Genomic DNA, 18,531 nt, shown 5'->3' with positions numbered 1-18,531 from the left:
GAGCTAAATCTGTGTCCTTAGAAGTTCTTTGTAAGCACTAATAGCTTTGTTGCGCACTTCCAGCATCAATTTCATGCTGGTTTCTGCCTTGCCAATAGCGATGGCGGCTTGGTGCAAGTCCTTTACTTGCCCAGTCGCCATGTCCGCTAGGGCCTTGTCAGACTCCATCTGCGTGTTGTTGAGCTCATCTATCGAGCGCTTGAGCATTTGGGAGAACTCCCCTTTCTCCATTAGATTCTCATTCGTCCTTGAATCTAAAGGAGTGCTGGCTTTGCCTAACCCTATATCTGTGTATAAAGTTTTCATTTCGACTCCTTGCATCCTATATCTCCTATATCGTCCCTTCTTGGATAACCTTTAAGCCTTGTTATTAAAACTTAGGCTTGGAGCATGCTAATGGCATTGGCCGCCATATTCTTGGTGCTTTGAAACGCCGCAACATTGGCTTGGTACGCCCTTGTCGCCTCGATCAAGTCTGCCATCTCCACCACTGGATTAACGTTGGGGTAAGACACATAGCCATTGGCATCGGCATCTGGGTGTGTGGGGTCGTATTTCAAAAGAGGTGCTTTATCATCGCGCACAATTTTATCCACATAAACACCCATGATGGGTGGGTTGGGTTTTTCAATCTCATCGCTCTCACTCAAGGGGTCTTCATACTCCATCAAATTATTATTCTGGGCGAGTTTTTCGTTCAAAATTTTGTTGAAGTCAAAGGATTTAAAGATCGCTTCTTGGCGCCGATAAGGCCCGCCCTCATCGGTGCGTGTGGTGTTGGCATTGGCGATATTTGAGGAGATGAGATTAGCACGCACTCTCTGAGCAGATAATCCATATCCACTGATGTCAAAACTAGATAAAAACATGTGCTGATCCTTTCTTAGATATTTTTAGCGGCATCGATGGCATAATTCACAATGCCCCGATGTTTCTTTAAAGCGGTGGTAAGGGCTAGATACATGGTCGAATTTTTGCCCATCTCAGAGGTTTCAATGTCCAAATCTACGCTATTGCCATCATTCTTTGCCAAGTGCCCATCTCTAAAGAAGATGGTCGCCTTGTCGTCCTCATAATTCTTAGGCTCTAAATGCCTTTTATCTGTAACTGCAAGCTCTAGGTGCTGATCTTTTTGGTGATCGAACACCTCCGCTTTTTTGCGGGCGAGTAGAGTTTCAAAATCCAAATCCTTGGGGCGGTAAAAGGGCGTATCCACATTGGCGATATTGCTCGCAATCAAATCCTGCCGTAAGGAGCGATAATCCATCGCTCGATAAACTAAGGGATAGGCTTTAGATAAATCCATTTCAAATCCTTTCTACTCGTGCCCTGCCTGTTCCAAACTAAAGCAAGGAGCATTCCACTAACAAGTCCCTGACTTTTGCTGTATAATGATAGCATATTTTAACCAATTCTGATTAATCGCAAGGTTTTTTATGCCCTACCGTTATTTGTTTTTCTATGCGAGCATGCTGATGATCTTGAGTGTTTTATTGAGCTATTCGCTCTCCACCTATATAGCCATGCTCTACCACTACAAGGAGATTCACTTTTTTATACGTCAGCTCATCGCGGTAGTGGCAGGGATTATCTTAATGTGGGGAGTCTCTTGGTTGGATCCCAACAAGTGGTTTAGCAAAATTGGTTTTGTGATCTTCTTTGGGTCGTTTTTCTTAATGGTGCTGATGAATTTTTTACCCGAGAGTTTCTCCACCAGTGCGGGGGGAGCCAAGCGTTGGATTCGCCTGCCTTTCTTTTCGCTAGCCCCGACTGAGTTTTTTAAGGTGGGGTTTGTCTTTTTCCTCTCTTGGAGCTTGTCGCGCACCTTCTTTAACCAAGAAAAATCCAGTGTTAGGGAAGAATTGATGATTCTCATCCCCTATTTAGTGGTTTTTTTGTTGATTGCTTTTTTAATTGGGGTCTTGCAAAATGACTTGGGGCAGGTGATCTTACTGGCAATTGTTTTGGGTTTTTTGTTGATTTTCTCAGGGGGGAGTTTCAAGTTGTTCCGCATTTTTTTTACCATTGCCCTGAGTGTAGGCGTATTGGCCATCATCACCAGCACCCACCGCATTTTGCGCCTCAAATTGTGGTGGTCTAACTTACAAAGTTCGATCTTAAGCCTTTTGCCCTCCAAATTGGCTAATCATTTACGCATTGAAAACCTACCCGAGCCCTACCAAATTTACCATGCCAGCAATGCCATCAAGCATGGTGGGCTCTTGGGGCAGGGCTTGGGGGAGGGGGTGGTCAAACTAGGGTTTTTAAGCGAGGTGCATACGGATATGGTTTTAGCGGGCATGGCAGAAGAACTAGGCTTTGTGGCGGTGCTTTTTTGTGTGGGTTTTACCCTAGTGATCTTGCATGGCATGTTTAAGATCACCAACCGCCTAGACAACCCCAAACACATGCTTTTTTGCTTGGGAGTTGCCCTTTTAATTGGTTTTTCTTTCATCATCAATGCCTTTGGAGTGAGCGGGATCATCCCCATTAAGGGAATCGCCGTGCCCTTTTTGAGCTATGGGGGTAGCTCGATCTTGGCTAATGCCTTAGCTTTAGGGCTAGTGCTCTCTCTCTCTAAACAAGCCCGCTAAAGCGCAAGCAACTCCATAAACTCCGCCCTTGTGCGCGCATCCTCTTTAAGGATACCTCTTAGCACGCTGGTTTTGATCATGCTATCTTGTTGTTGCACGCCTTGCATTGCCATGCAGAGATGTTTAGCACTACAAACCACCGCCACACCCTTAGGATGCACGATTTGATTAAAGGTGTCGGCAATCTGTGTACTTAAGCGTTCTTGGATTTGTAAACGCCTAGAAAAGCACTCCACCAAACGCGCAATCGCCCCCAAACCTACGATCTTTTCATTGGGGATATAACCCAAGCTAATATGCCCAAAAAAGGGCAATAAATGGTGCTCACACAGGCTATAAAACTCCATGTTTTTGAGCACCACCAAGCCCTCACACCCACATGTATCAAAGCCACCTTGTAAAATCTCTTGGGGGTCGCTTTGATAGCCTGACATCAAGTCTCCCCAAAGCTTTTCAAGCCGTTTGGGTGTGTCTTTGAGCCCCTCGCGCTGCGGGTCCTCGCCTATGCGGACAAACCATCCATTTAAGAGTTGTTCTAAATCACACATGGCGACCCATTAAAGCCGCGATGCGTTTTTCGATACTAGGATGGGTGCTAAACAGCGTGGAGACATCAAAAAGATAACTGGCTGTGCGGGTGGGGTTGGGATCGGCTTGGCTAAAATCGTGGGTGTTGTAGTTGTTAGAGATTTTTTGCAAGGCTCTAATCATGGGCTGGCTATCTTGCATGATATAAGCCGCTCCGCTATCAGCCATAAATTCACGGCTGCGACTCAAATACATTTGCAAAAACAAGCTAAAGATGGGCAAGACAAATTGCAAGACCAATAAAAGCGTGCGCGCTAGACTCGCCCCGCGGTTATTACGCCCCCCTAAAAACACCCACACCCCATAATTAGCCACCAACAACATGATATTGCTCAAAATCCCCACATACATGGTCAAGCGGACGTCCCCATGCCTAATATGGCTGAGTTCATGTGCCATCACAGCCTTGATCTCATCGCGTTCCAAATTATCCACTAAAGTTGTGGTCAGGGCGATTAGGGCGTTGTGGCTATCCCAGCCACTGGCAAAGGCATTCATGTAAGGCGCATCCAAAATATAAAGTTGGGGTCTAAAGGGCGTGTTGGAGGCTCTTAAAAGCTCCTCTAAAATCTGGGCTAGCATGCGCTCCTTGCCTCTAAGCACCAAAGAAGGGTCAATGAGCTTATACTCGCTCCCACTGAGCATGATCGCTTGGGAGTTACTGATGCAGATTGCCATGATCAACACAGCGGCTAGCAACATTAAGAGCGTGATAGTGGGGAAAATCTGGAAAGTGAGTAATTGCACAAGAGCACTACCCAAATGAGGCGCATTGATACGCACCACATCTACCAACAAGCCGATCAACACAAAAATTGCCATGTAGGTTACCAAAACCAGTGTGGTTTTATTTTGGTTTTCCCTAATCACTTGCTGGAAGGTCATCATTGCCTCTTTTGAATAATTCTAAATGAGCGATCTCTTCTAAAAAAATGGTCGCATAACTCCCTTTGGGTAAGAAAAAGGACAAGGTTGCTTGGGCTTGCTTTTCAAGGTAGCAAAACTCTAGCTGGGTGGGGAAGACAACCGCATAACGCCGATCCCCTAGGGCTTGTATATCTTGGTCATGCAGGACTTCAAAGTGGCTAGCCAACCCTTGGGCGCGCCAAACTTTCAAACCGGGCAATAACCCCGTGGGAGCTAGCTCCCGATGGTTAAAACGCCCTACATTGGGCTCGCCCTCTTGGTGGTAAAAGTACTTACCAAAGGGGTAATGGCAGAGCACGTCGCCCTCTAAAAGCTTGAAATAATGTTCTTGGGCTTGTAGGGTTTTAATCTGTTCTACAGGGATCATCTGAAACTGGCTATGCACTTCTTTGGGGCTAAAGTGATCTAGTAGAGTGCTTAGATGCATGCGTGTGCTGAGCCAAGCATTAAACAACCAACTTTGATAACTCGAGATCAAGAACCGATCGAGCCTTTTAAGTTTCTTGCTAGTTTGGAGCTTGGCTTGTTTGAAATTGTCCCCCCATTTACCAAAGCGTTGCGCGCCAAAATAATTGGGGAAACCCCATTGCACTAAAAACTCTAAGACATGGGAGATTTTTTGTGCATTTAGGGGCGTTACCTTTTTGAGGCGCACGAAAAAACGATTGCCCTTTAAATGCCCCAGGCGGATTTTATGGCCATGGCAGGTGGTGTCTAAAATTTTGATGTCTTGATCTTGCAGGGTTTTAGCATGGGTCTCTAGCGCGCCTAGATATTCTTTGGGCAAAGAAATATATTGGGAAGTGAGCGCATCTTTATCTTTAAGTCCAGCATACCCAAAAGCAGACAGAGGGCAACCCAAGACATTAGCCAAAAGAGAGAGCATCTCCCATGTGCTTTTGTTTTTCTTGCGTACATGCAAAATCCCATGCGCACCCTCGCCACTGAAAGGATACAAAGGCTCTTCGGACACAATAAAATCCTTAGGGCATTTTTTGAAATAAAAATCAATGGGTGCATGGCTGGAGGCAAAAAATCGCATAGGCGCGTTTGCTAGGTGTATTTCCATGCGCAACATTATAGCACACTATCTCAAAGGTCATTTTGGAGCATTTTTTGCTTGTAACTTGGCAAACCCATGAGGATGGAGAGATGGAAGTTAAAGATATCCAGAGTAATTCTTTGCATGCTTTGCTCAATGCGTCCAATTTAGGGCGGAGTGTAGCCCCCTCAAGTCCTACGCCCCCAGCCCCGCCCAAAGTAGAGGCTGTAGAACAGACAGCCCAAGTCCAGCCCGATGGCTTGAAAAGAGAGACCTATGGCTTTTTGGTTTTGGAATTGATGAGCGATAATGAGTATCAGGCTTTTTTGCGCGCCACAGCGGGCATGAATGAAAATGAGAAACGCCTAGCTGCCCAATCACTCTATAGTCTTACCAGTTTTTATGGCGGGCAGATTCAAGAGGACAAGCAAACACAAGAAAAGGTCGATGGGCTACGCGCCTTGCAAGAAACTCAGGTTAGAAAAGCCTTTGGTATTGATAGCAATTTTGTTAATCGCTACAAAAACGCCTATAACCAAGCCTACCAAGCGATGGATTTATTGCTTTAATCAACAGATTTTAAGCAAATTGGCTTTATAATGGATACTTTGCAAAAGAGCAATTTTGAAGTCAAGGTAGCTCAGCTGGTTTAGAGCGCTGGTCTCATAAGCCGGAGGTCGGGGGTTCAAGTCCCCCCTTTGACACCATTAAAATTCCCAAAATTTACCCGTTTTTGCTCCCTTGTTTGTTTTTGCGATTTGTTCCTATTTGTGCTAGCTAGGATGAATTTTTGCTATAATCATCCATAGAGCACTGCAATAGAGAGTACCATGCAACGAACAGCACAACTAAAACAACTTCCAGACTCACTGGATGTGATCATCATTGGGGGGGGTGCTAGCGGACTAGGGCTGGCTTTAGATGCCGCTAGCAGAGGGTATCACACCCTATTGTTAGAAGCCCATGATTTTGCCAAAGGTACTTCTAGCCGTTCCACCAAGCTTTTACACGGAGGTGTGCGCTATTTGGCACAAGGGGATTTTTCCCTAGTTTATGAAGCTTTACACGAACGCGGGACGCTCATGCAAAATGCTCCCCATCTGTGCGCGCCACAAGGCTTTGTGATTCCTTGTGCCCATTTATCAAGCACGCTTTTTTATGGCTTGGGACTCAAACTCTACGCCTTGATGGCGGGTAAATTACAACTGCACGGCACCGATGTGATTTTTAAGCCTCGAGGAATCCTAGAGGGGGTCAAACAAGAAAGATGCCGGCATGCGGTGTGCTATTATGATGGGCAATTTGACGATGCCCGCTTGGCTTTGAGTTTGGCTCTAAGCGCACACGATCATGGCGCGTTGTTGTTAAATTACGCCCAAGTTAAAAACTTGCTTTTTGAAAACAACCAAGTTTGTGGCGTGGTGTTTGCGGATCGAATCAGCCAAGAAGAAATCAGCCTTAAGGCGCGCTGTGTGATCAACGCCACGGGGGTTTTTACCAATGCGATCAACCACATGGATCCTAGCACCCAAGAAAACCACATCACCCCCTCTCAGGGGATTCATTTGGTTTTGGATCAAAAGTTTCTCCCCTCCAAGCATGCCTTAATGGTCCCTAAAACCTCCGATGGGCGTGTGTTATTTGCCATTCCTTGGCATGGTAAGTTGCTGGTGGGCACAACCGATACCCCCGTGCAAGAGGTGAGCCTAGAACCTAAAGCCCTGCCCGAAGAGATCGATTTTTTGTTAAACACTTTGGGGGAATATTTGGAGCAACAACCCACCCGAAAAGATGTTTTGTCCGTCTTTGTGGGGCTTAGACCCTTGATGGCAAGTTCTAAAGTGCGCACGACTAAAAAACTCTCACGAAGTCATAAAATTTATATTGCACCCAGTGGGTTAGTCCATCTTAATGGGGGCAAATGGACGACCTACAGACACATGGCACAAGAAACCCTAGATGCGTGTATCCAACAAGGACTTTTGCCCGCTAAAACCTGTTGCACACGCACGCTCAAATTACATGGCTATACCAACGAAGATTTAGACCCACGCTTAAAAGTCTATGGGACACACGCCCAAGCGATCTTAGACTTAGAGAATGCTAACCCCCATTTAGCCCGCTTAATCCACCCCAACTACCCCTATACCTACGCTCAAGTGCTGTGGGCGTTGCAATATGAAATGGCTTACCGCCTAGAGGATGTGCTCTCCAGACGCATACGTTTGCTCTTTTTAGATGCGCGTGCCGCCTTTGAGTGCTCTGAGGGAGTGGGGGAATTTATGGGCGCGCATTTTGGCTGGGATACAAGCCAACAAGAACAAGAGATCGCGCAGTTTCAGGCACTAGCTAAAACCCACATTTTAGAATAAGGGAGATTTATGGATCATTATATCATGGCACTCGATCAGGGCACAACCTCATCACGCACCCTCATTTTTGACAAACAAGGGCGGGTGATCTCGATGGCGCAAAAACCCTTTAGCCAATTTTTCCCCAAACCCGGTTGGGTCGAACACGATCCCAAAGAAATTTGGGCAACCCAAATCGCCACGCTCACAGAGGCTTTAGCTAAGGCTAACTTAGATGCCAAAAATATCGCCGCTCTAGGGATTACCAACCAAAGAGAAACCACGGTTTTATGGGATCGCTACACGGGCGAGCCCATTTACAATGCCATTGTGTGGCAGGATCACCGCACCGCCGATGTGTGTGAAAAACTCAAAAAGACCCACAAAGAGATGATCCAAGCCAAAACAGGGCTGGTCATTGATGCGTATTTTTCAGCCACCAAGATCGCATGGATTTTAGACCATGTCAAGGGGGCGAGGCAAAAAGCCCAGCAAGGCGATCTGTGCTTTGGTACGATCGATACTTGGTTGCTCTACAACCTCACCAAAAGACGGGTGCATTTTACCGATCCAAGCAATGCCAGCCGCACCATGCTTTTTAATATCCACACCCTAGAGTGGGATAGGCAACTTTTAGCCCTTTTTGGCATCCCCAAAGAAATTCTACCCGAAGTCAAATCCTCTAGTGAGATTTACGGGCACACCGCCACGCGTTGGGTGGAATGCGAGATTCCCATCGCTGGGATGGCAGGCGATCAACAAGCCGCCCTGTTCGGGCAAATGTGCGTGGAGCCGGGCATGGTCAAAAACACCTATGGGACGGGGTGCTTTTTGCTCATGCAAACTGGGCAACAAAGCGTGACTAGCCAAAATAACTTGCTTAGCACCATTGCATGGAAAATTGGTGGCAAAGTGAGCTATGCTCTAGAGGGGGGCGTGTTTGTGGGTGGGGCGGCTATCCAGTGGTTAAGAGATGGGGCCAGAATGATCCGCACAGCTGCAGACATCCAAAATTTGGCTAGCACAGTGGAGGATAATGGCGGGGTGTATATTGTGCCCGCTTTAACTGGCTTGGGCGCGCCTTATTGGGATCAATATGCCCGGGGGAGTATCTTTGGGGTTAGCCGTGGGAGCACCGATGGGCATATTGCGCGCGCCATTTTAGAGGGGATCGCCTTCCAAGTGCATGATATTATTAAAGAAATGGAAAAAGATGCGGGTCGGAGTTGCTCACAAATCCGGGTCGATGGGGGGGCGAGCGCGTGTAATTTGCTCATGCAAATCCAAGCCGATGTGTGTAACACCAATATTATCCGCCCCCAAAATGTGGAAACCACAGCGATGGGGGCAGGCTATCTAGCGGGCTTGGCGGTGGGTTTTTATGAGGATTTGGAGCAAATCCAGCAATTGTGGCACACCGACCAGCAATTTAGCCCCAAATTAGAACCCCACAAACTCCAAGAAATGTTATATTTTTGGCAAAAGGCGGTACAAGCCTCTAAAAACTGGTTGCTTTAGGGATGAGTATGGAGATTTTTATTTATGAGCTGTTGGGCACAGCCTTGATGATTTTGTTAGGTAATGGTGTGGTGGCGGCCTGCTTATTGGAAAAGACTAAATGCGGGGGGGCAGGGGCAGCCCAGTGGATGGTGATCACCACTGCTTGGGGGTTTGGGGTCTTTGTGGGCGTGGTGGTGGCTGGCCCGCATAGTGGGGCGCATTTAAACCCCGTAGTCACCTTGAGTTTAGCCCTGCTGGGCAAAATCCCCTTAGCCAGCATGCCAGCCTATCTAGCTGGGGAGTTTTTGGGCGCGATGTTGGGGGCGGTGTTGGTTTATGCAATCTACTATGAGCATTTTAAGATCACCCAAGATGAGGGGCTTAAACGGGCTTGTTTTTGCACCGAGCCAGCCATTAGAAAACCCTTTTCAAATTTCTTAAGCGAGCTAGTGGGGGCTTTTGTGCTGATCTTTGTGATCGTGCATTTTAGCGATCCTTCCATCCACACCCAAGACCCCAGTGCCAAAATCGGGCTAGGCAGTTTGGGGGCGTTGCCGGTGGCTTTGTTGGTGTGGGCTATTGGGCTTTCTTTGGGGGCAACAACGGGGTATGCCATCAATCCGGCAAGGGATATGGGCCCGCGAATCGTGCTCGCCCTGTTGCCCTTAAAAGTTTCGGCTGATTTTGGCTATAGCTATATCCCCTTCATCGCACCCTTAGTGGGTGGGGCTTTGGCTGTAGGGGTGAGTGCACTCTTGATCTAATCCAGCCAATGCTCTTGCCAAAGTGTTATCAAATTTCTCTATAATTGGGTTTTGATAGAAAGGAACTCTATGCCAAGCACCAACATTTTTGAAAAACTCACCCACCAGCTTAAAGAAAGCTTGGATCAAGCCCTCTCTCTAGCCCTGCACGCCAAGAACCAAGAGATCGAACCCATCCACCTTTTTTGGGCGCTCTTGAGCAATAGCCAATCTTTACTAAGTCATGCCTTGATCAAAATGGGCGTGGAGAAAACACCCCTAGAGTTAGAGGCTAGAAGTGTGGTGGACAGCTTGCCCAAGAGTTCGAGCGTGAGCGCGCAGGGGATTAGTTTGGGCAAGAATCTTCTAGACGCGTTGCACAATGCCTTGGGTTTGAGCGTGAAAAATGGGGATCAATTTGTGGCGGTGGATAGTTTTATTAGCGCCAATGCGGAGCTTTTTAGCCATTATTTCAAGCAATTCTTAGATGTTTCAGAACTGATTAAAACCTTGCAGGGGTTGCGCAAGGGGGCTAAAATCACCCAAGCTAGCGATGATGCCACCCTAGAGGCTCTAGAAAAATACGGGATCAATTTGACCACCAAAGCCCTAGAAAACATCCTAGACCCGGTGATCGGGCGCGATGAAGAGATTTTGCGCATGATGCAAATCTTGATTCGCAAGACCAAGAATAACCCCATCTTATTAGGGGAGCCAGGAGTGGGTAAGACCGCCATTGTGGAGGGGTTAGCCCAGCGCATCGCCAAAAAGGAAGTGCCCTTATCCTTGCAACACAAGCAAGTGGTGATGTTGGATATGAGCATGCTCATTGCCGGGGCCAAGTATCGGGGGGAATTTGAGGAGCGTTTAACTAAGGTAGTAGAAGAGGTCAAAAAAGCGGGCAATGTGATTTTATTCATTGATGAAATCCACACCATCGTGGGCGCGGGCGCGTCTGAGGGGAGCATGGATGCGGCTAATATTTTAAAGCCTGCCTTAGCGCGTGGGGAGTTGCACACCATCGGGGCGACCACGCTTAAAGAATATCGTAAATACTTTGAAAAGGACAGCGCGCTCACGCGCCGTTTTCAGCCCATCGCCCTAGAGGAGCCCAGCGTGAATGAAACCTTGCAAATTCTAAGAGGACTCAAAGAGAGTTTAGAAGCCCACCACAATGTGAGCATTACTGATAGCGCGTTGGTAGCCAGCGCGAAGCTTTCACACCGCTATATCACCAATCGCTTTTTGCCCGATAAAGCCATTGACTTGATCGATGAGGCCGCTGCCGAGTTGAAAATGCAAATCGAATCCGAACCTTACGCGCTCTCCCACACCAAAAGGCTAGTGCAACAACTAGAGGTAGAAAAACAAGCCCTCTTGATGGAGGAGAACCCCAGCAACAAGCAACGCCTAGAGGAGGTGCAAAAAGAACTTAGCAACGCGCTAGAAGAGAAGCAACGCCTAGAGGCGCAATTTGAAAACGAAAGGCGGGTATTCAAGGACATCGCGCAGGCTAAGAACAATATTGAGAGCTTGAAGCGCGAATCTGAGCTTGCCAAACGCCAATCGGAGTTTGAAAGGGCGGCTAAAATTGATCATGGCGAGATCCCTAGATTGGAGCAGGCGGTGCGCGATTTAGAAGCGCAATGGGCGCGCATGCAAGAGCATGGGAGCTTGTTACAGCACGCTGTGAGTAAGGATAGCATCGCGCGCATTGTGAGCAAGTGGACCCAAATCCCGGTGCAAAAGATGTTGCAAGAGGAAAAAGATCGCATTTTACACATTGAGCAGGAGCTAGCTAAGAGCGTGATCGGGCAACCCCAAGCCATTAGCGCGATCGCCAAGGCAATCAAGCGCAATAAAGCGGGCTTGAGCGATCCTAATAAACCCATTGGGAGTTTTTTATTCTTAGGACCTAGTGGGGTGGGCAAGACCCAAAGCGCTAAGACCTTAGCCCAATTTCTCTTTGATAGCCAAAAGAATTTGATCAGATTGGACATGAGCGAATACATGGAAAAGCACGCGGTGAGTCGTCTGGTGGGTGCGCCTCCCGGGTATGTGGGCTATGAAGAGGGGGGGCAACTCACTGAGGCGGTGAGGCGTAGCCCCTATAGCGTGGTGCTTTTTGATGAGATTGAAAAGGCGCACCCGGAGGTGTTTAACATGCTCTTGCAGGTGTTAGACGATGGGCGACTCACGGATAATAAGGGCGTGGTGGTGGACTTTAAAAACACCATTATCATTTTGACCAGTAATATCGCCAGCGACAAGATCATAGAGCTAGAGAATGTACACGCCAAGCACAAGGCTGAACAAGAAGTGTTAAAAGCCTATGATATTCAAAACGATCAGATCATGGAGTTGAGCGAGGAATACGACAAGCAAAAGATGGTACAAGAAGCCCTGAAAGCCTACTTTAAGCCCGAGTTTTTAAACCGCCTAGATGAGATTGTGATCTTCAACCCTTTGCACATGGAAAGCATTGTGCAAATTGTGGATTTGATGTTTGCCCAAATCCAAGACAAGCTAGGCGAGCGGGGCGTACAAATCGCTTTGAGCGATCGCGCTAAAGAGTACATCGCTAAGAGCGGTTTTGATCCCATCTATGGCGCACGCCCCCTCAAGCGGGCTCTATACGACGAAGTGGAAGATAGGTTAGCTACGCTTCTTTTAGAAACAGACAGCACTACTTTAGGGGGTAAAAAACTCATTTTTGATGTCCTAGATGATAAGATTACAATTGGGCAACTCTAGCCACATATCTTAAAATATATCAAGAGGAGTGTCTGTGCGTTCGTTTTCTTTAGGCAAACAGATTTTAGTGCTTTGGGGTCTTGCGATGGGTGCAATCTTCATCGTTTTGGTGCTTTTTTACCACAATAACAAACGATCAGTCTCCCATGTCAATCGCCTCGTGGCCAATGACTTGCAAGAACTCTTAGAAGAGCAGATTAAACTCTCTGTAGATGTTTTGGCTTTTAGTATCTCTAATGCTCTTAAAGACATCCCCCATGCTACAGATGCGCAGAAAAAGAAGATTGTGACTGATATGATCACCAATTTCCGCTTTGAAAAGGATCGATCGGGCTACTTCTTTGTCTATGAAGGATATGTGCCCTTTGTAATGCCCAACTTAAAGGGCGATCTTTCTAGGTTTAAGAATATGCAAGATAGGAATGGGGTTTATATCATTCAAGAACTCCACAAAGTAGCCATGAACAATGGGGGTTTTGTGCATTATGTGTTCCCTAAACCCTTGCCCGATGGGAGCACGCGCGATGTCCCTAAAATCTCCTATGCTCAAAAGATCGCGGGCACCCAGGATTGGTGGATTGGCACGGGGATGTACACAGACAACATCGCCCAGCGCACCCTAACGATTTCTCAAGCCATTGATAAAGATTTGAGTGAAAAGTTCTATGTCTATGCACTCATCGTCGTGCTCTTTTTGATTATTGTTGTGGTCCCGCTTTACTATGCCTTTTACCGTAAAATCACTAGCAACATTAGATTGTTGAGCAGTTCGCTTAAAGAATTCTTTGCTTTTGTGAATTACCGTGTCAAAAAAGAGCCCGAAGAGTTGAATTTGCAATCCAAAGACGAGTTGGGTGACATGGCACGCGCCTTAAAAAACAATTTAAAAGAAGCGGTCGAGCACTTCCAGGCCGACCAACATTTTTCCAAAGACGCTTTAAATGTCTTAGGTGGTGCGCATTTGGGGGATTTTAGTAAAAGCATCCAAGCCTATGCGGCTAATCCCGAACTCCAACGCTTGGGCAAGGATTTAAATGCTTTTTTTGACTTTTTAAGCCAGATGTTTAGCCGTATCCGCAATGCCCTCCAAGCCTACTCCAGCAATGATTTTAAAGAGGGCATGGATCTTGCAAACTTAAATGGCGGGTTTTTACAACTTGCCAATGACATCAATACCTTGCAACAGAGTATTGTCCATTCGCTCAAAAACTCTTTAGATGTCGCCCACGCTCTCTACCAAGAAACCGATGCGCTCAACCAAACCAGCAACCGCTTACAAGAGGCTTCTAAGCAACAAGTTAGCTCCCTAGAGCAGACTACTAGTGCTCTGGAGCAAATTAGCCAGAGCATGCAGAGCATCAACACCAAGAGCCAAGAGGTGATCGAACAATCTGATGGGATCAAAAACATGGTGGTGGTTATCAATGACATTGCCGATCAAATTACACTATTGGCCTTGAATGCCGCCATTGAAGCCGCACGGGCAGGTGAGCATGGGCGTGGCTTTGCGGTGGTGGCTGATGAGGTGCGCAAACTAGCCGAGCGCACCCAAAAATCTTTAGGCGAGATTGAAATCAACACCCAGTCCCTCACCCAATCCATTAATGATAGCGCGCAAGCCATCGAGGAACAGACTCAAAGCATTGGCAAGATCAGCGCGGCGATGGAGGCTTTGGAAGAAACGATGACAAACAATGCGGAGATCACCGCAACTTCCTTGAGTATTAGCCAAAATGTGCAAAAGATCGCACAAAATATCTTGGATGAAGCCAATAGCAAGAAATTTTGATAACCGCCCCATCGGGGGGACACAAGTAACACCCCAAAGAACACCATGCCCTCATTTTCTCTAGGCAAACAGATTGTAGCTCTATGGATGCTCACCATTGTGGCTGTGGTTGCGACCTTGTTGCTCTTTGCGCAAAATAACCGCGAGTCTGTCCATCAAGTCAATGCTTTGGTGAGTGCCGATTTAAAGGACATGCTGGGTGGCAAGCTCAAATTGGCCATAGATACCGCAAGCTTTAATATTGCCCACGCTATTAAAGAAGTCCCCACACAGGTAGCCAAAGAGCAGATCATTGTTAAAATGCTCAAGGGCTTTCGCTACGATGAGGATAAATCTGGCTACTTTTTTGCTTACAATAAATACACCCCTATTTACACCGCCAATCCCAAATACCGCATCGGCCAAAGTGCTGAGAATGTCAAGGATAAAAACGGCGTGTATTACATCAAAGAACTTTACAATGCTGCGATGGCTGGGGGTAAGTTTGTCTATTATGTTTCACCTAAGCCTTTGGGTAACGGCCAAGTCCGCTATACGGCCAAGATTTCCTATGCCCAAAAGATCGCGGGCACCCAGGATTGGTGGGTCGGTGGGGGGATGTATATGGATAATATCGAGGAGCGCACCCATAGCATCACCCAGCTCATCGATCACAACTTGAGCCACAAATTCTATATCCATGTGGTTTTGGTGTTGATCTTTTTGGTGGCGGTGGTGATTCCGCTTTATTATCTCTTTTACCACAAAATCACCAGCAATATCCGCACCCTAAGTGGGGCACTCAAAGATTTTTTTGCCTTTGTCAATTACAAAGATAAAAAAGTGCCCCAAGAGATCATCTTGCGTTCTGATGATGAGTTGGGGCAAATGGCACGCGCACTCAACACCAGCATTCAAGAAGCTGTGCAACATTTGCAAGCCGATCAAGCCCTCTCTAAGGAGGTTCTAGTGGTGCTTAATAGCGCGCGTACGGGGGATTTCACCCGAAATATCCACACCCAAGCGATCAACCCAGAACTCCAGCATTTAGGGAGCAACTTCAACGATTTTTCCCAGTTTCTCAACCATATTTTCCATAAAATTTCCACAACCATTGAAACCTATTCGCAAAATGACTTCAGGACTAAAATGGATACTGCCCAGTTGCAGGGTGGGTTCTTGCAATTAGCTAATAATATCAACACTCTACAACAAAGCATTATCGCTTCTTTGCAAAACTCCTTAGACTTTGCCCACGCGCTCAACCAAGAAACCAACATGCTCAATGAAGCTACCCATGCCATGCAAGATGCTTCCAAACGACAAGGTCGATCGCTGGAGGCAACCACGCATGCCCTAGAGAAAATCACCGCCTCCACGCAAAGCGTGAATACCAAGAGCCAAGAGGTGATCGAACAATCTGATGGGATCAAAAACATGGTGGTGGTTATCAATGACATTGCCGATCAAATTACACTATTGGCCTTGAATGCCGCCATTGAAGCCGCCCGGGCGGGCGAGCATGGGCGTGGCTTTGCGGTGGTGGCTGATGAGGTGCGCAAACTAGCCGAGCGCACCCAAAAATCTTTAGGCGAGATTGAAATCAACACCCAGTCCCTCACCCAATCCATTAATGATAGCGCGCAAGCTATAAGCGAGCAAACACAGGGGATTGCCCAAATTAACGAGGCCATGCAAGAATTGGAGCAGAGCGTAGCGCATAACACCCAAATTGCGGCCACTTCCTCAAACATCAGCGAAAATGTGCAAAAGATCGCCCAAGATATTCTCAAAGAGGCCAGTAGCAAGAAATTTTAGCCTAACGGGTCAGCCATCTGTAGGCTTGTTTTGGTGAGCAGAAGGGGCTATTTTCTAATTTGATCAATGGCCTTTCTATATTGCTTCAAATCAGCATTTTTGACCCAAGAGATAATTTTTTTCATCACAACTCCATAAGCCTTGCTAAGGATGGTTTGGATCGCATCGTCATGGTTTTTGTCCATTCTGCCACCAACTGTATTTGCCTCATCAAAACTATCCAGACTTGTTGCGCCACGGCTGACTGAGTTTGCGCCCGCAAAACTATCCGAACTTGTAGCTTCTTGAAAATACGAATAAGTGATGGCATGTTCTGCACCGACATTGATGGCAAAGTTGTGGGTAGTCCGTCCTGTCTTGGGTTCAAAGAATTTGAACAAGACAGCACCAGCACTTTGATCCACCGTTGTTTTCATATGAGTGTCCTCTGGATCGTCTGTGTTAATGTCTGCATCGACCAATATACCTACCCATCCTCTGATTTTTAAAATAGAGTAAATTTTGCTTTTTTGCTTGGGCGTTAAATTTTGTGCAGATGCCAAGTGTATGATGTTATAACCTTTTTTTTCAAAAATCTCTTGCACCTGCCTCACTAAAGCATTTTGGAATCGTTGGATATAGGGCTGGACATTTTCATCTGCTTGGATGTGTGGGGCTAAGATGGCAATCGTATGGTTGTTGGCATCCTCTTGGCTAATAGCGATAGGATAGTTAAAGTCTAGGGGAGTAGCACTTTTCTTAAGAGTTGCGTGCTTTTTGGCTTGGTTGGTTTTTGCACCCGTGTCTATAGCACAGCCTGAGAGTGCGAGCGATACCCCCATCAGTGCCAATAACATGTCCTTTGTAATCTTGCGCATGGGACTCCTTAAAAGTTAAAGAAGTTGCCATTTTGGGATTTTATTTGTTAATTTTAGTTTAAAGTGCCATGATCTATTCTGCAATTTTTAATTCAAACCCCACAAGGGGGTTTTTAGAGTGGCTTTAATCAAATGGGGATAAAATGGGGAATGGGGGAGCCATATAAAGGAGAACTATGCAACTTGATCCTAGCATTTTTAGAGAATACGACATCCGGGGGATTTTTGGGCAAAATCTCACCCAAGAGGTGGTCTATAACATTGGTGTGTATTTGGGTCGCTTGATGGCTCTAAGCGGGCCATGTGTGGCGGTGGGCTATGATGCGCGCACACATTCACCGCTTTTGTTTGAGTGGCTTAAAAATGGTTTGCAAAACTCTTTAGAGGTCTATGATTTGGGCTTGATCCCCACCCCTATAGCCTATTTTGCAACCTTTAACAAAATTGAGGGGATCAGCATCCCCCACTCGATTATGATCACGGGCTCGCACAACCCACCTGATTACAATGGGTTTAAAATCACGTTGGACCAACAGCCCTTTTATGGCGCACAAATCCAAGCCCTCAAAGAGGAGATTGCCAAACAACCCCTAGCATATGCCCCCAGCCTCAGCACGCCCAAAAAACTTAATGCTCTTAGGGCTTACCATGAATATTTGATCCAAGCCTTTAAGCACCTCCAAAACTTCCCCCGAAAAATCGCGCTGGATTTTGGAAATGGCGTGGGGGCTTTGGGGCTAGAACCCGTGCTAAAAGCACTCAATACCAATTTTGATAGCCTCTATTCTAATCCGGATGGGACTTTCCCTAACCACCACCCCGATCCCAGTGAAGAAAAAAATTTAGCCACTTTAAAGGCGTACATGCAAGCACAAGGCATAGAAATTGGACTCGCCTTTGATGGCGATGCCGATCGAATCGCCCTACTCACACCTAAACGTACCTATGGGGGCGATGAGTTGGCCATTGTGCTAGCCGAGCAGATGTTAAAACAGGGTATCAAGCCCCTAGTGATTGGGGAAGTCAAATGTTCGCAAGTGATGTATGACACCATTAATAGTTTTGGTGAGGCATTGATGTATAAAACAGGGCATAGCAATTTAAAAGTCAAGCTCAAAGAAACAAGGGCGCATTTGGCGGCTGAGATGAGCGGACATCTCTTTTTTAACGATCGCTACTTTGGCTATGACGATGCCCTTTATGCGGCTTTACGCCTCTTGGAGCTGTTAAGCCAAAAAAGCCCTCAAGAATTAGAGGCGCGTATGCAGGCCCTGCCCTATTCTTACAAAACTGCAGAAGAAAAAATCAACGTGCCCGAGGAGCGAAAATTCCAAATCATTGAAAAGCTTAAAAACTCTCTCCAAGCACCTTTGCCACCCAATTTCCCACCCATTGTTAAGGTGATTAGCATTGATGGTGTGCGGGTGATTTTTGAGCATGGTTTTGGGCTGGTGCGTGCGAGCAACACCACCCCCACACTAGTCATGCGTTTTGAGGGCAAAGACCAAACTTGTGCAGAGCACTACAAAAAGAGCTTGCTGGACTTGCTAGAGCTATAAAGGAAAGTGGGAGGGAGACTCCCCCCAAGG

16 protein-coding genes and 1 tRNA gene are annotated in these 18,531 nt (G+C 46.8%); 10 read left to right on the top strand and 7 right to left on the bottom strand.

Features of this window, described 5'->3' with window-relative positions:
• Window positions 1-3: 3 nt before the first annotated feature.
• The 3 genes from fliE to flgB form a co-directional block, all read right to left on the bottom strand.
• A complete protein-coding gene (fliE, locus tag FNE76_RS03455) occupies window positions 4-306 on the bottom strand; it encodes a flagellar hook-basal body complex protein FliE (RefSeq protein WP_034582830.1) in 303 nt (100 codons plus the stop codon).
• A 71-nt stretch (window positions 307-377) separates the two neighbouring features.
• Complete coding sequence (gene flgC / locus FNE76_RS03450) at window positions 378-869, bottom strand: flagellar basal body rod protein FlgC (protein ID WP_120947968.1); 492 nt, start codon at window positions 867-869, stop codon at window positions 378-380.
• 14 nt (window positions 870-883) lie between these two features.
• Window positions 884-1,306, bottom strand: a complete 423-nt coding sequence (gene flgB / locus FNE76_RS03445) for a flagellar basal body rod protein FlgB (protein WP_120947969.1) — start codon at window positions 1,304-1,306, stop codon at window positions 884-886.
• Window positions 1,307-1,436: 130 nt separating this feature from the next.
• Between flgB and FNE76_RS03440 the strand changes: the two genes are divergently transcribed.
• Window positions 1,437-2,594 carry an FtsW/RodA/SpoVE family cell cycle protein gene (locus tag FNE76_RS03440; protein WP_120947970.1) on the top strand — a complete coding sequence of 386 codons (1,158 nt, stop codon included), beginning with the start codon at window positions 1,437-1,439 and terminating at the stop codon, window positions 2,592-2,594.
• On the opposite strand, the gene folE is transcribed toward FNE76_RS03440, so the two are convergent.
• The 3 genes from folE to truD are packed head-to-tail and all read right to left on the bottom strand — an operon-like array spanning window position 2,591 to window position 5,151.
• Complete coding sequence (folE, locus tag FNE76_RS03435; RefSeq protein WP_120947971.1) at window positions 2,591-3,142, bottom strand: GTP cyclohydrolase I FolE; 552 nt, start codon at window positions 3,140-3,142, stop codon at window positions 2,591-2,593. The two genes, FNE76_RS03440 and folE, sit on opposite strands and share 4 nt — an antisense overlap.
• Window positions 3,135-4,070, bottom strand: coding sequence for a zinc metalloprotease HtpX (htpX, locus tag FNE76_RS03430; protein WP_185962981.1), 936 nt, complete (start codon window positions 4,068-4,070; stop codon window positions 3,135-3,137). Before htpX ends, folE begins: the two co-directional genes overlap by 8 nt.
• Window positions 4,045-5,151 (bottom strand): tRNA pseudouridine(13) synthase TruD, encoded by a 1,107-nt coding sequence (gene truD, locus FNE76_RS03425; protein WP_407925310.1) that lies wholly within the window; start codon window positions 5,149-5,151, stop codon window positions 4,045-4,047. Before truD ends, htpX begins: the two co-directional genes overlap by 26 nt.
• A 110-nt stretch (window positions 5,152-5,261) precedes the next feature.
• Here truD and FNE76_RS03420 point away from each other — a divergent pair, with 110 nt between their 5' ends.
• From FNE76_RS03420 to FNE76_RS03385, 8 genes are all read left to right on the top strand, one after another.
• The gene (locus FNE76_RS03420) at window positions 5,262-5,720 is read left to right on the top strand and encodes a hypothetical protein (protein WP_120948055.1); all 459 of its coding nucleotides are present in this window, start codon (window positions 5,262-5,264) and stop codon (window positions 5,718-5,720) included.
• A gap of 60 nt (window positions 5,721-5,780) precedes the next feature.
• Window positions 5,781-5,858: transfer RNA gene (locus tag FNE76_RS03415), tRNA-Met, on the top strand.
• Between the two features lie 123 nt (window positions 5,859-5,981).
• Window positions 5,982-7,523 carry a glycerol-3-phosphate dehydrogenase/oxidase gene (locus FNE76_RS03410; RefSeq protein WP_120947974.1) on the top strand — a complete coding sequence of 514 codons (1,542 nt, stop codon included), beginning with the start codon at window positions 5,982-5,984 and terminating at the stop codon, window positions 7,521-7,523.
• 9 nt (window positions 7,524-7,532) lie between these two features.
• Window positions 7,533-9,020, top strand: a complete 1,488-nt coding sequence (gene glpK, locus FNE76_RS03405) for a glycerol kinase GlpK (protein WP_120947975.1) — start codon at window positions 7,533-7,535, stop codon at window positions 9,018-9,020.
• 8 nt (window positions 9,021-9,028) lie between these two features.
• Window positions 9,029-9,766, top strand: a complete 738-nt coding sequence (locus FNE76_RS03400) for an MIP/aquaporin family protein (RefSeq protein WP_120947976.1) — start codon at window positions 9,029-9,031, stop codon at window positions 9,764-9,766.
• Window positions 9,767-9,835: 69 nt separating this feature from the next.
• Complete coding sequence (locus tag FNE76_RS03395) at window positions 9,836-12,499, top strand: ATP-dependent Clp protease ATP-binding subunit (protein WP_143928374.1); 2,664 nt, start codon at window positions 9,836-9,838, stop codon at window positions 12,497-12,499.
• 34 nt (window positions 12,500-12,533) lie between these two features.
• Entirely contained in the window at window positions 12,534-14,288 is a 1,755-nt protein-coding gene (locus FNE76_RS03390; protein ID WP_120947978.1) for a methyl-accepting chemotaxis protein, read from the top strand.
• Window positions 14,289-14,333: 45 nt separating this feature from the next.
• On the top strand, window positions 14,334-16,085 hold the full coding sequence (locus FNE76_RS03385) for a methyl-accepting chemotaxis protein (RefSeq protein ID WP_120947979.1): 1,752 nt from the start codon (window positions 14,334-14,336) through the stop codon (window positions 16,083-16,085).
• A gap of 47 nt (window positions 16,086-16,132) precedes the next feature.
• Here FNE76_RS03385 and FNE76_RS03380 read toward each other — a convergent pair whose 3' ends face one another.
• Window positions 16,133-16,942, bottom strand: a complete 810-nt coding sequence (locus tag FNE76_RS03380) for an HpaA family protein (protein ID WP_143928373.1) — start codon at window positions 16,940-16,942, stop codon at window positions 16,133-16,135.
• A 176-nt stretch (window positions 16,943-17,118) separates the two neighbouring features.
• On the opposite strand from FNE76_RS03380, the gene FNE76_RS03375 reads away from it, so the two are divergent.
• Complete coding sequence (locus tag FNE76_RS03375; protein ID WP_120947980.1) at window positions 17,119-18,501, top strand: phosphomannomutase/phosphoglucomutase; 1,383 nt, start codon at window positions 17,119-17,121, stop codon at window positions 18,499-18,501.
• Window positions 18,502-18,531: the final 30 nt, after the last annotated feature.

Origin of the sequence: Helicobacter mehlei, assembly GCF_007280785.1 — a bacterium.
In the GTDB taxonomy this organism is placed as follows: domain Bacteria; phylum Campylobacterota; class Campylobacteria; order Campylobacterales; family Helicobacteraceae; genus Helicobacter; species Helicobacter mehlei.
This window is presented reverse-complemented; position numbering and strand designations above follow the sequence as displayed.